The 12479-nt window shown below is 64.6% G+C and carries 11 protein-coding genes and 1 tRNA gene; 6 read left to right on the top strand and 6 right to left on the bottom strand.

Going from position 1 to position 12479, the window contains the following annotated elements:
- The first annotated feature begins 12 nt into the window (after positions 1-12).
- Entirely contained in the window at positions 13-1239 is a 1227-nt protein-coding gene (locus AAEO60_RS14860; RefSeq protein ID WP_341674495.1) for an NAD(P)/FAD-dependent oxidoreductase, read from the top strand.
- On the opposite strand, the gene queG is transcribed toward AAEO60_RS14860, so the two are convergent.
- Positions 1223-2272 carry a tRNA epoxyqueuosine(34) reductase QueG gene (queG, locus tag AAEO60_RS14855; RefSeq protein ID WP_341674494.1) on the bottom strand — a complete coding sequence of 350 codons (1050 nt, stop codon included), beginning with the start codon at positions 2270-2272 and terminating at the stop codon, positions 1223-1225. The genes AAEO60_RS14860 and queG overlap by 17 nt on opposite strands.
- Before the next feature lie 45 nt (positions 2273-2317).
- Between queG and AAEO60_RS14850 the strand changes: the two genes are divergently transcribed.
- Genes AAEO60_RS14850 through msrB form a run of 3 tightly spaced genes read left to right on the top strand, consistent with a single transcriptional unit; the run spans position 2318 to position 5068 of the window.
- On the top strand, positions 2318-3298 hold the full coding sequence (locus AAEO60_RS14850) for an ABC transporter ATP-binding protein (protein WP_341674493.1): 981 nt from the start codon (positions 2318-2320) through the stop codon (positions 3296-3298).
- On the top strand, positions 3295-4557 hold the full coding sequence (locus AAEO60_RS14845) for an ABC transporter permease (protein ID WP_341674492.1): 1263 nt from the start codon (positions 3295-3297) through the stop codon (positions 4555-4557). Before AAEO60_RS14850 ends, AAEO60_RS14845 begins: the two co-directional genes overlap by 4 nt.
- 10 nt (positions 4558-4567) lie before the next feature.
- Positions 4568-5068, top strand: coding sequence for a peptide-methionine (R)-S-oxide reductase MsrB (gene msrB, locus AAEO60_RS14840; RefSeq protein ID WP_341674491.1), 501 nt, complete (start codon positions 4568-4570; stop codon positions 5066-5068).
- Here the strand turns inward: msrB and AAEO60_RS14835 are convergent.
- The 5 genes from AAEO60_RS14835 to AAEO60_RS14815 all read right to left on the bottom strand — a co-directional run bounded on the left by AAEO60_RS14835 (position 5065) and on the right by AAEO60_RS14815 (position 9819).
- On the bottom strand, positions 5065-6810 hold the full coding sequence (locus AAEO60_RS14835) for a hypothetical protein (protein WP_341674490.1): 1746 nt from the start codon (positions 6808-6810) through the stop codon (positions 5065-5067). The two genes, msrB and AAEO60_RS14835, sit on opposite strands and share 4 nt — an antisense overlap.
- A gap of 12 nt (positions 6811-6822) precedes the next feature.
- A complete protein-coding gene (locus AAEO60_RS14830) occupies positions 6823-7215 on the bottom strand; it encodes a GtrA family protein (protein ID WP_341674489.1) in 393 nt (130 codons plus the stop codon).
- Positions 7216-7226: 11 nt separating this feature from the next.
- Entirely contained in the window at positions 7227-8831 is a 1605-nt protein-coding gene (locus AAEO60_RS14825; protein WP_341674488.1) for an NAD(P)/FAD-dependent oxidoreductase, read from the bottom strand.
- A gap of 92 nt (positions 8832-8923) precedes the next feature.
- On the bottom strand, positions 8924-9562 hold the full coding sequence (locus AAEO60_RS14820; protein ID WP_341674487.1) for a PilZ domain-containing protein: 639 nt from the start codon (positions 9560-9562) through the stop codon (positions 8924-8926).
- Between the two features lie 171 nt (positions 9563-9733).
- Positions 9734-9819 (bottom strand) — tRNA-Leu (locus AAEO60_RS14815).
- A gap of 95 nt (positions 9820-9914) precedes the next feature.
- Between AAEO60_RS14815 and AAEO60_RS14810 the strand changes: the two genes are divergently transcribed.
- The gene (locus tag AAEO60_RS14810; RefSeq protein WP_341674486.1) at positions 9915-11564 is read left to right on the top strand and encodes a GMC family oxidoreductase; all 1650 of its coding nucleotides are present in this window, start codon (positions 9915-9917) and stop codon (positions 11562-11564) included.
- Positions 11565-11575: 11 nt separating this feature from the next.
- Entirely contained in the window at positions 11576-12478 is a 903-nt protein-coding gene (locus AAEO60_RS14805; RefSeq protein WP_341674485.1) for an MBL fold metallo-hydrolase, read from the top strand.
- Position 12479 lies beyond the last annotated feature (1 nt).

Here is a 12479-nt window from a genome sequence, read left to right as displayed (position 1 = left end):
ACCCAGCGCGCCATGAAACGCTATGATGTCGTTATCGTGGGGGCTGGGCATGGCGGCGCACAGGCTGCCATTGCGCTGCGCCAGAACGGCTTCGAAGGCTCGATCCTGATGATCGGGCGCGAGCGTACGCCGCCCTACGAGCGACCACCCCTGTCGAAGGAATACCTCGCGGGCGAAAAGCCGTTCGAGCGGATCATGATCCGTCCCGAGGCCTTCTGGGCGGAGCGTGATATCGAGCTGATGCTCGGCAAGTCGGTCACCAAGATCGACGCCGAGATGCGCGAGGCCCAGCTCGCATCGGGCGAGACGATCGCCTTTGAACGCATGATCTGGGCCGCGGGCGGCGATGCCCGGCGCCTGTCCTGCCCCGGCAGCCACCTCAATGGTATCCACCACGTGCGCGACAAGGTCGATGTCGACGCCTTGAAGGACGAACTGGCGGCGGGCGCGAAGAAGTTTGTCGTTGTTGGCGGCGGCTACATCGGGCTGGAGGCAGCAGCCGTGTTGCGCAAGCTAGGCTGCGAAGTGACGCTGGTCGAAGCGCTCGACCGCCTGCTGGCGCGCGTGGCTGGTGAAGACCTGTCCGCCTTCTTCGCTGACGAACACCGGCGCCAAGGCGTCGACGTGCGGCTGTCCGCGGCGGTCGAGCGGCTGGAAGGCGAAGACCTCGTGAGCGGCGTCACACTGGCAGACGGCGAGACCATCCCCTGCGATGCAGTGGTGGTGGGCATCGGTATCGTCCCGTCAGTCGGCCCGCTGATGGCTGCGGGCGCGGCAGGCGCGAATGGCGTCGACGTTTCCTACACTTGCCACACAAGCCTGGAGAAAGTTTACGCCATCGGCGACTGCGCCGCTCATGCCAATCCCTATGCCGATGGCGAGGTGATCCGGCTGGAGAGTGTGCAGAATGCCCATGACATGGCCACGGCAGTCGCCAGGACGATATGCACTGACGAGCCGCATGCCTACGATGCGCTTCCGTGGTTCTGGTCCAACCAGTACGACCTGAAGCTGCAAACAGCGGGCCTGTCGATGGGGCACGATGCGGCCGTCGTGCGCGGCGATCCGGCAGAGCGCAGTTTTTCGGTGATCTACCTGAAGGACGGCAAGGTCATCGCCGTCGATGCGGTGAACCGCACAAAGGATTACGTGCAGGCGCGCAAGCTGATCGAGGATCGCCGCGAGATCGACCCGGACCTGCTGGCCGATACCGAGGTTCCCCTCAAGGAGATGCGGTAAGGCGCGCCAGCGCCCAGGCGGCAGCTTCGGCGACCACCGGATCGGCATCGCCCCGCAGCTCATCGACCTGCGACAACAAGGCGAGGTTCCCGCTGTTCCCTGCCGCGATCAGGCAATTGCGCACGAAGCGGTTGCGCCCCACCCGCTTGATCGGTGAACCCGAAAACTTCGCGCGGAAAGCGGCATCGTCAAGCGCCAAGAGGCTGGCAAGATCAGGCGCGACAAGGTCTTCGCGCGGCGCCAGCCTGGCATGGCGTGCCGCCACATTGGCGAACTTGTTCCACGGACAGGCCGCCAGGCAATCGTCGCAGCCGTAGATCCGGTTGCCGATGGCTTCGCGGAACTCCTCCGGGATCGGACCATGGTGCTCTATCGTCAGATAGGATATACATCTGCGTGCATCTAACCGATACGGTTCAGGAAAAGCGTCTGTGGGACAGGCGACCTGGCAGGCATTGCAGGAACCGCAGCGGTCTGCGTGAGGAGCGTCCGGGACAAGCTCAAGGGTAGTGTAGATTGCTCCGAGAAACAGCCAGTTGCCGTGCTCGCGGCTGACCACGTTGGTATGCTTGCCCTGCCAGCCCAGACCTGCGGCTTCGCCCAGCGGTTTCTCCATCACGGGTGCCGTATCGACGAAAACCTTGAGCTCGGTGCCAGGGCAGCGTTCCACCAGCCAGCGCGCCAATGCCTTGGCCGCCTTCTTCAGCACGTCATGGTAATCGCGCCCCTGGGCATAGACCGAAATCTTGGCCTCCCCGGGTGCCAAGGGGTCGACGTCCGGCGCGTAGCTCATGCCCAGCGCGATCACGCTCCTCGCCGCGGGCCACATCGACTGCGGGCCCTGGCGTACCTCGGCGCGATCCTCCATCCAGCCCATCGAGCCGTGAAAACCCTCGTCCAGCCAGTCGTGCAAACGCTCGGCCCGCAAGGGATCGTCGGTTGCGGGCGCGATGCCCACGGCCGCGAAACCCAGCTCGCGCGCTTTCGCCTTGAGTTCATCCTCAAGCGAAACAGTGTCTTGCCTCTTAACCATAAACTGGCAGCTTGGTGTTCATTCCTTCGCTCTAGCGGGTACAGCATGAATATGGCGACAGGCGAATTCACAGCAAGCGCAAGTGTGTCCGGCGAATTGGCCATCGAGGCACGCGGTCTGGTCAAGCGTTTCGACGGCGCGCTGGCGGTCGATGGCGTGGACATTTCCGTGCCCAGCGGCGCGATCTACGGCATTCTCGGTCCCAACGGCGCGGGCAAGACCACCACGCTGCGCATGCTGCTTGGCATCATCGATCCGGACGAAGGCTACCGCCGCGTGTTGGGCGCGGACGACCCGCAGGATGTTGCGCGCAAGATCGGCTACCTCCCTGAAGAGCGCGGCCTCTATCCGTCGATGAAGAGTTATGACGCCATTGCCTTCATGGGTGCGCTGCGCGGATTGCCGCTCGAGACAGGACGCCGGCGCGGGAAGGAGTTGATGGAACAGCACGGCCTCGGCCACGCCATCGACAAGCAGATCCGCCAGCTCTCCAAAGGCATGGCGCAGACCGTCCAGCTGCTCGGCACCCTCGTGCACGAACCGCAGCTGGTGGTCTTCGACGAACCTTTCAGCGGCCTCGACGCGATCAACCAGGGCAAGCTGGAACAGCTCATCCGCGGCCTGGCGGACAAGGGCACCACGGTGATCTTCTCCACCCACGTCATCGCCCATGCCGAGCGCCTGTGCGAAGCCATCGCCATCATCGCGGGCGGCAAGGTGCCTTATGCGGGCAGTGTCGAAGAAGCGCGCGACCGCATTCCCGCGCAGGTACGTCTCGAAACGCGCAACCCCGACGGGCCGTGGCGCGCTGCCTTGCCCGAGGCCACCCGCCGCGTCGGCGATTACTGGTACTTCCCGCTGCCCGAAAGCGGGGTCGAGCCGCTGCTCAAGGCCCTGATCGAGGGTGAAGCGGGTATCCACTCGCTCTCCATCGAACGCGCCGGGCTGCACGATGCCTTCGTCGCCATCGCTGGCGAGGCGGCTGCCCGCGACATGGTCAAACAGGATGCGGGAGACAGCCAGTGAACCCTGCCGACGCCGGTCGCCTGCCGCTGTGGCGGGCCGCATTCGTGGTCGCGCGCCGCGATTTCACCGCCATCCTGTTCAGTCGCGCCTTCATCTTCTTCCTGCTTGGCCCGCTCTTCCCGGTCGTCGTCATCGCGCTGGCGGGCGGCGTCGGCGCGCAGGTGCAGAGCGAAGCCCCGGTCGCCGATATCGGCATTGCCATGGAGGGCGAGCAGGTCGATGCCATGATCGCCGCGCGCAACGAACTGGCCAACCAGCTGGGAGGCGGGGTGCCGCCGATGGTGGAGATCGCCCGGCTCCAGCCCGGCGAAGCCTACGATGCCCGCGCCGTGCTCGAAAACGCCGAGGGCAGCCTGGCCGCCGTGGTCACCGGCACGATGGAAGCCCCGCAGCTGACGGCCACCGAAGGCCGCGTGCAGCGCTGGAGCGGCATCGTCGGCATGATCGCCGGGAACGCCGCCGAACCCGGCGCGCGCAGCTATCCACCCGTCTCCACCATGACCGTGGTCACCAGCGGCGCGAGCGAAATCTCGGGCCGGATCAAGACCGCGCAGGGCGGGCAGGTGCTGCTGTTCCTGCTGATCATGCTGCTCGCTTCCATGGTGCTGTCCAACCTCGTCGAGGAGAAGGGCAACAAGATCATCGAAGTGCTCGCCGCTGCCATTCCCATGGATGCGGTCTTCGTCGGCAAGCTGTTCGCCATGCTCGCCATCACGGTGGTCGGCATCGCCGTCTGGGGCAGCACCGGCGCGGCGATACTCTATGCCGGCGGCGTTTCGCTGTCGGACTATGCCAATCCTGGCGTCGGCTGGCCGATGTTCTTCGCGCTCTTCGCCATCTACTTCGGCATGGGCTACCTGCTGCTGGGTTCGATCTTCCTCGCCGTGGGTTCGCTCGCCAGCACGGTGCGCGAGGTACAGACCCTGTCCATGCCCGCGACCATGTTCCAGATCATCGTTTTCTTTCTCGCGAGCCTGTCGGTAACCGATCGGGGGGGCTGGATCGAATATACGGCCATGGCATTCCCCCTGTCCTCACCCTTTGCCATGGTGTCGCGTGCGGCGATCGAAGAAACGCTGTGGCCGCACCTGCTGGCGCTGGCTTGGCAAGCCATGTGGGTGGCGATATTCGTGCGTGCGGGTTCATCCATGTTCCGCCGCCGCGTGATGAAATCGGGGCCGCAAGGTGCAGGCAAGGCTCGCCCGGTGGCGAAACTGCTGGCAGGAATGTTCAGGAACAGTTCTGCTCCAACTGCATAGAAGACATGTCATGACAAGAAATCCGACCACCCGCCGCTCCGCCCTCGCCTGGCTTGGCATGGGTGCATCCGCCGTGGCGCTGGGCGCCTGTGGCGGCACTCCCGCCAATGCGCAGCAGAATTTCCGCGTGAGCTACAGCGAAGCCGAATGGCGCGAACGCCTGACGCGTGAACAGTTCCGCATCCTGCGCGAGGCCGGGACCGAGCGGGCCTTCACTTCACCGCTCAACGACGAGCACCGCGCCGGCACCTTCCACTGCCAAGGCTGCGGCAACGCGCTGTTCTCCAGCGAGCACAAGTACGACAGCGGCACCGGCTGGCCCAGCTTCTGGCGCCCGATCGACAACGGCGCGGTCGGCTACTCGACGGACCGCCTGCTCGGCTATCCGCGTACCGAGGAACATTGCGCCGATTGCGGCGGCCACCTGGGTCACCGTTTCAACGACGGCCCGCGCCCGACCGGCCACCGCCACTGCATCAACGGCGTGGCGCTGGAATTCCGCCCGGCTTAACGGACGACGCGGTAGACGTGCAGCGGGCCTTGGCTCGCTGTCTCGTCACGTTCGAGCCAGTCCGGCACCTCACCAGACACCAGCGCGTTGGCGAAGTTGTCCACCGCCGCCGTGCGGTAGAGCGCGACATCGGCAGAGGCTGCACAAGCAGCGACGTAATCCGGTGCGTAGGTGTCGATGATTGCCCGTGCGTCAGCGGCCGAACCCGTCAGCGCGGATATCACGTCAGCCATGGGGCGCTGGTTACGGTGATAGCTCGCCGCGACGACCGTGTTCCGCGTCCTGCCAAGGATTTCCGGGCCTGCATCGAGCGGCGCGAAAACCAGCCCCGGCTCCACTGCGGCAAGGCGTGCATAACCGCAGTCGCCCGGTTCGATCAGCGCAAGGACATCAGGCTGCATGGTTTCTGCGGGGAAGTGCTTGTCGAGCGGCTTGGCAAATGCACTGGCAAACAACGGAGTGGCAAAGCCCAGCACGGCCAGCGTGGCCACGATGCGCGGCATTGCCGAAGTGACCGCGCGCGCCTTGGGCAGCCATTCCGCCAGCAACAGCGCAGCAAAGGGGATGGCCAGCAGTTGCGCCACCGTGCCTTCTCGCATGACCAGCAGCGAATATCCGCCTGCCGCCAGCGCAAAGAGGAATAATAGCGTGCAGGCGAGCGCGCGGCCCTGGTGGAAAAGGCCGCAGCGATGCGCGGTCCACCAGCCGGCAACGATGATGCCGACGGTCCAGACCAGCATAAGTGCGACCGAGACCGGCTGCTTCCAGACCGGCAGGCCCTCGGTGATATAGCCGTGCCACCATTGCTGCAGCACCGGATTGAGCTCTGCCATGGGGTTCGTCGCGCAAGGGCCGAGCAGGCTGCCCGCAAGCTGCAGGCACACAAGGCCCATCGCCGCCAGCGCGAACACACGACCCTGCACCCGGTCCTGCCACGGCAGGAAGGGAATGATCGCCGCGATCACCGCGGCAGCCGCGAATACGAGCATATGTCCCGGCAGCAGCACGTCGCAGAAGCCCATGCCGGGATCAGGTCCCCGCGTAGTGTGGGATAGCATTGCGGCCGCTGCGGCGAGCGCGCCAAGGAACCACGGCAACAAGGTCCGCTCGCCGAACCAGTAGCGCACGCCGTAAAGCCCCGCGAGAACCGCCACCAGGGGCAAGCCCTCCAGCGAAATCACCACCCAGGCCGCCGCGCAGGTACCGCAAGCCACCGCGCTCCACTTGCTGTCGCGCAGCAGTAGCGCAGCGCAGACCAGTGCCAGCACGGCTTGCGGGGCGTGGTGGTCGATACGGAAGGGGGCGAAGTTTCCCGGCAGCAGCGGGAACAGCGGCAGCAGGACAAGGCCGAACAGGAAGGCGAGATCGCTGAAATCGAGCCGCAGCATGATTGCACGCAGGGCAAACAATGCGGGCAGCAGCCACAGCAGCGGCACCATGACGAGTGCTACCGTTTCGCCGAACAACAGCGTCATCAAGGCAAGCGGCATGTCCACCAGCCGCGACCAATGCATCGAGAATCCCTCGGGGGGCTTCATCCGGTACTGGGTGACGTCCCACCAGCCTTGCCCATCAAGCCAGGCGCGAACCTCCAGCAGGCGGGTCCAGTCGTCCGGCCCTACCGGCTCCCAGCCGAGCAGCGGCTGGATCGCGAGGCGTACCAACACGTATGCCAGCCAGGCGGCCAGCACTGCTTGCCAGGTGCGCACATTTGCGCGCCAGGAGAACCCCCGATTACCCATCGGTATCAGTCTCTAACGGAAAACCACGCGGCTGCGTAGGAGCCATGTCGCGATAAAGCTGACGGCGATGGCCACCAGCTTGGCGAGGCGCGGGTCGAAGCCGGAGGTATCGCCCGCCCAGACAATCGCCGTGGTCAGGCCAAGGCCCACCAGCGCCGAAATCACGAACAGCGCCTTCTGCTTGGTGCGCGCCACGCCGCGTTCGGCGACATTGCCGATGAAGACCGCGCGGCTCGACATCAGCCAGTGCGCCGCGATGCCGAGGCAATAGCCGATGGCAGATGCTCCTGCGGGCCACATGCCCAGCGACAGCAGGGCAAGGAAGCTGCCTACGTCCACCGCCAGCGCGCCAACGCTGGCGAGCAGGTAGCGGACCAACCGGACGTCAGCGATACGCTGGAACATGGCGGTCACCCTCAGGCAGCCTTCTTCTTGTCCGCCGCAACCCGATCAGGCACGTCGCGCACCGAATTCAGCGCCGCTGCCTGGTCTTCCGACACCGGCTTGCGGCCTTCGGGCAGCGTCTTTTCCGCGCCTTCGTTACCGGCCTCGTGATATTCGGCGTCCTCGTTGACGCACCAGGTGTCGTAGACACGCTCGCCGGCCACGATGTTCTCCACCGTCAGCATGGCGGTCATCATGGCGTGGTCCTGGTTGTTGTAGCGGTGCATGCCGTTGCGTCCGACCAGGTGCAGCGTGGGATACTTGTCCTCCAGCTCGGCGCGCATGGCATCGACGTTGGCGGCATAGTCCTCGTCATAGACGGGGTAGGCCTTTTCCTGCCGCACCACGGCACCGCCGATCACCTTGCCCGGCGAGACGAGACCCAGGATATCCATTTCCTTCTTGGCCAGCTCGACGAGGTCGTCGTCAGCCATCGACCACAGGCCGTCACCTTCGAAACAGAAGTATTCGAGGCCAACGCAGGCCACGTCCTCGTCAGGCACCATTTCGGGCGACCACGAGCGGAAGTTCTGCACGCGACCGACCTGCACCTTGGAATCATGGATGTAGATCCAGTTGTCGGGGAAGAGGTCTTCCGACTTGATCATCAGCGCCACGGTGAGGAAGTCGCGGTACTTTAGGTTCGATGCTTCCAGCGTGGTCTCGGGCAGCGGGTGCATGCGCGCAGCCAGCTGGCGCATCGGGGCGGAGCTGATCGCGTCCTTGGCGCGGATCACTTGCCTGCTGCCGTCTTCGGCGGTCGCCGTCATGCGCCAGCCGCCTTTGCCATCACTGGCCAGCTGCTCGAGCGCATGGCCCATGATGACCTGGCCCTTGCCGGTGGCAATGATCTTGTCGCGCGCGGCTTCCCACATCATGCCGGGGCCAAGGCGCGGATAGCGAAAGGTTTCGAGCAGGGTCTTGGCCTGCTTGCCGCTGCCGTCGTTGAGCTTGTTGAGACCGAACGAACGCTTGAGCCCGTCGACCACCGCACCCCAGAGCGAAAGGCCCTTGATGCGCTGGGCTGCCCAGTCGGCGCTCATCTCGTCGCAGGGCATGCCCCACACCTTCTCGGTATAGGTCTTGAAGAAGATCGAATAGAGCTTCTTGCCAAACTGGTTGCTGGTCCAATCCTCGAAGCTGCGGACATTCTTGTTGGGGAAGACCTTCGCCTTGCCATAGCTCAGCATGCACATGGCCGAACGCCACAGGCCGAGGTTGCGCAGCGCCTCGAAGGCGCGCAGCGGGTAGGAATAGAACTTGCCCTCGTAATAGATGCGGCTCATCCGCGGGCGCTGGATGAAATCGTCGGGCAGGATCTCGTTCCACAGGTCAACGACCTGCTGGCTTTTCGAGAAGAAGCGATGGCCACCGATGTCGAAGCGATAACCTTCGTGCTCGACGGTGCGGCTGATGCCGCCGACATAGGTGGCGTCTTTCTCGATGATGGCGACAGACTTGCCGGCCTTGGTCAGCAGGTAGCCGGCTGTCAGCCCCGCCGGTCCCGCGCCGATTATGGCCACGTCGACAACAATTTCCTTGTTGCTGCCCGTCTTGCCAGTCTCGTTTTCGTGCATCGATGCCCCCGGATTTGGTCTCTTGTCCGGGAGTGAAGGAAAATGGTTATGGCATGGTTAATGCGGGGCCGCGCGCAGGGCGGAAAGGCGGATTACTTACGCTGCAGCAGGCGCACGATGCGGGCCAGCTCGCCGAACTGGTAGGTATCCTCGAAAGCGAGGCCGAAATCGCCGCCATTGCGCCAGCGCACTATCGCACCGGTTTCGCGCAGGCCCCGGGCGGAAATCTTCACCCGCTGGTCCAGTGACAGGCGCATGGGGCTGGAGATACTGGCGCCCTGTTGCGAGATGTTGTGGATCGTCACTCGCGCCGTGCCCGCAAGGCAGCTGATCTCTGCCGGCGCTTCCAGATTGAGGCGGATGGAGCGCTTGGCAAAGCGGCTGGGGCTTTCGACGATGCGCTTGATATCGACGTCCTGGATAAAGCGGAAACCGGCCCGATCCTGCTCTTCCCACACCCGTTCCACCCAATAGCGATCGCCGTTCTGCAGCTCGATCGTCATATCCTTGTCTTTCGGCAAGGCATGGAAAATACGCACGCTGATGCCGCTTTCCGACGCATCGCGGATGACACAGAGGAACTCGCCGGCTGGCGTGATCAGTTTCGCGGCACGAATGAGCAGGGTGAAGCGCGGTGCAACGCGCTGCTCAGCCGTCGCCGGCGCGAGCATCCCTTCATCGCTGGGGTTGGCTATGCCCATCCAGACTCCGGCTGTTTCGGGAGCGACCATTCGCGACCCGGCTTAAGTACGGGATATCCTCGCAGGGTTATAAAATTGCTAATTGCGGTTAGGCAAAAGCCATGTGGTCGGACCGGAGCGATCTCCAGGCCTTGGGCTGAAGCTGCCGGACGATGGGGCCACAGATCGGTCCTCAAGCAGCCAAGCGGCAGGACAAGACAATGGTACGGGCGGCCGGACTCGAACCGGCACGTCACAAAGGACAGGGGATTTTAAGTCCCCGGCGTCTACCATTCCGCCACGCCCGCACTCGGCCTTGCCTAGCCCGCTCGCCTGCGGATTGCCACTTGCCTTTGTGCCGCCGCTTACGCACTCTAACGTTCGTTAGGGAGAGGCACAGCGCATGAGCGCAAACGAATTCGATTTCGTCGTCATCGGCGCAGGTTCCGCCGGCGCCGCAGTTGCCGCAAGGCTGGGTGAAGACACGGGGTCGACGACCTGCGTGCTGGAAGCGGGCGGGCATGACAGCCATCCCTTCTTCCACGTGCCCAGCTTCGTCGCCGCGGCAATCGGGCTGAAGGCCAGTAACTGGGGTTTCGCCACTGTCCCGCAGGAAGGCATGGCCGGGCGCCAGATCGGCGTACCGCGCGGACGCGTGCTGGGAGGCTCCGGCGCGATCAACGGCATGGTCTACTTCCGCGGCCATCCCACCGACTACGACGACTGGTCCGACATGGGCTGCAAGGGCTGGTCCTACCGCGAGGTGCTGCCCTATTTCACCCGCACCGAGCGCAACGAGGATTTCCCCGCCAGCACCTTTCACGGCACGGAGGGACCGATCAACGTCAAGCTGGTCGAGAACCCCAATCCGCTGAACTATGCCTTCATGGATTCCCTGGGCGAACTGCAATTCCCCGCCTGCGCAGACTTCAACGGCCCCGATTCCGAAGGCTATGGCCGCCGGCAGGGCCTTATCGGCGATGGCCAGCGGCAAAGCACCTGGCAGCAGATGCTGAAGCCCGCGCTCGAACGCGGCAATATCCACCTGCAAACCGGCGCGCAGGTAGCGCGGATCGTGACCGAGAACTCTCGTGCAACCGGCGTCGAACTGACTGACGGGCGCGTGATCAAGGCGCGCCGCGAAGTCGTGCTGAGCGCAGGCACGGTCCAGACGCCGCAGATCCTGATGCTTAGCGGTGTGGGCCCGGCCGAACACCTGCGCGAGCACGGCATCGAGGTGGTGCACGAGCTCTCCGGCGTCGGCGGCAACTACCATGACCATGTCGCCAGCCCGATCCACATGGAGACCAGCGACCCCACCAGTTATGGCATCAGTTGGAAGGTGCTGCCGCGCGATATTCTCCACGGCATCCAGTACCTGCTCACCCGCAAGGGGCCACTGGCAGGCAACGTGTTCGAAAGCGTTGCCTTCCTGCGCACCGATCCGTCGCTGTCGCGGCCCGACGTGCAATTCGTGTTCCAGCCCGCCAAGCGGCTGACCAATCCCAAGGTGCCCTTCCCGCTCGGCCACGGATACGCGATCAGCCCCGTCGGCCTCTATCCCAAGAGCCGCGGCACCCTGCGCCTCGCTTCTGCCGATCCCACCGCCGCGCCGCTGATCGATCCCAACCTGCTGAAGGAGTCGCAGGACATCCAGCCGCTGATCCGCGCGCTCAAGATTGCCCGGCAGGCCTTCGCCGCAAAGCCCTTCGCCAGGTATAACGGCACCGAAGTCGCGCCTGGCCCCGACTGCCAGAGCGACGCCGAATGGGACGCCTATATCCGCGAGACCGGCTATACCGTGCACCACCCCGTCGGCACCTGCCGCATGGGCGATCTGGCGGATGCGGCGACCGTGGTCGATCCGCAACTGCGGGTGAAGGGCATCGCAGGCCTGCGCGTCGCCGATGCCTCGGTCATGCCCAGCGTCATCGGCGGCAACACCAATGCGCCCAGCGTGATGATCGGCGAACGCTGCGCCGACTTCATCCTCGGCAAACCGCAGATGGAACCCGCGCAGCTACCGCCTGAATCGGTCGCGCGCTACAAGTAGGGAGAGGGCCCTTGGCCACAGAACATATCGCCAGCTGGAAAGTCGGCGACGTCACGATCAGCCGCATCGTCGAGCTCTTCGACTTCCGCGACGACATCCACATGGCCATGGCCGATGCCACGGCGGAGGAGGTGCTCGCGCTCGGCTGGCTGCAGCCGCATTACGCCACGCCCGAAGGCCAGATGCGGATGAACTTCCAGGGCTTCGTGGTGCAGACACCGGACCGCAATATCGTGGTCGATACCTGCATCGGTGCGGGGCGGGAGCGCGACTTCGACGTGTTCTGCAACCTGCCCGAAGGTTTCCTCGAAGACCTGGCCAGCCTCGGCGTGAAGCGCGAGAATGTAGACACGGTATTCTGCACCCACCTGCATTTCGACCATGTCGGCTGGAACACCTACAAATGCCCCGAGACCGGCGAGTTCAAGCCGACCTTCCCCAATGCCCGCTACCTGTTCGGCAAGACCGAATACGAAGCCTGGCAGAATGACATCCGCAACGATGGCCACCATTCGGACACCCACCTTGTCGAAGGCGTCGATCCGATTGTCGCCTTGGGCATGGCCGACTTCATCGACACGGATCACCAGATTGCCCCCGGCATTCGCGTCGAGCCGAGCCACGGCCACACGCCGGGACACATCCACGTGGTGATCGAGAGCCAGGGCGAGAAAGCCGTGGTCACCGGCGACCTGATGCACCACCCGATGCAGTGCGCCATGCCCGGCCGCCACGCGACTTTCGACATGAACAAGCAAGCTGGTGCAGCCACGCGGCAGGCCTTCGTCGACAAGTATCGCGACAGCGGCACGCTGGTGATCGGCGCGCACTTTGCCCATCCGACAGCGGGCCACTTCGTCAGTGCCAGCGACGGCGAAACCTGGTTCCGCGGCCTCGGCGTCGCAGACCGCTGAC

The organism is Aurantiacibacter gilvus (assembly GCF_038289935.1).
Lineage (GTDB): Bacteria > Pseudomonadota > Alphaproteobacteria > Sphingomonadales > Sphingomonadaceae > Alteraurantiacibacter > Alteraurantiacibacter gilvus.
The sequence above is the reverse complement of the archived record's forward strand: the minus strand, read 5'-3'. Positions and strand labels throughout refer to the sequence as shown.

What these genes read in the sequence shown, in the direction of transcription:
- AAEO60_RS14825 (WP_341674488.1), bottom strand. Translation starts at nt 8,831, where the DNA reads ATGCACGAAAACGAGACTGGCAAGACGGGCAGCAACAAGGAAATTGTT.
- AAEO60_RS14860 (WP_341674495.1), top strand. Translation starts at nt 13, where the DNA reads ATGAAACGCTATGATGTCGTTATCGTGGGGGCTGGGCATGGCGGCGCA.
- queG (WP_341674494.1), bottom strand. Translation starts at nt 2,272, where the DNA reads ATGGTTAAGAGGCAAGACACTGTTTCGCTTGAGGATGAACTCAAGGCG.
- AAEO60_RS14820 (WP_341674487.1), bottom strand. Translation starts at nt 9,562, where the DNA reads ATGGTCGCTCCCGAAACAGCCGGAGTCTGGATGGGCATAGCCAACCCC.
- AAEO60_RS14850 (WP_341674493.1), top strand. Translation starts at nt 2,318, where the DNA reads ATGAATATGGCGACAGGCGAATTCACAGCAAGCGCAAGTGTGTCCGGC.
- msrB (WP_341674491.1), top strand. Translation starts at nt 4,568, where the DNA reads ATGACAAGAAATCCGACCACCCGCCGCTCCGCCCTCGCCTGGCTTGGC.
- AAEO60_RS14830 (WP_341674489.1), bottom strand. Translation starts at nt 7,215, where the DNA reads ATGTTCCAGCGTATCGCTGACGTCCGGTTGGTCCGCTACCTGCTCGCC.
- AAEO60_RS14835 (WP_341674490.1), bottom strand. Translation starts at nt 6,810, where the DNA reads ATGGGTAATCGGGGGTTCTCCTGGCGCGCAAATGTGCGCACCTGGCAA.
- AAEO60_RS14810 (WP_341674486.1), top strand. Translation starts at nt 9,915, where the DNA reads ATGAGCGCAAACGAATTCGATTTCGTCGTCATCGGCGCAGGTTCCGCC.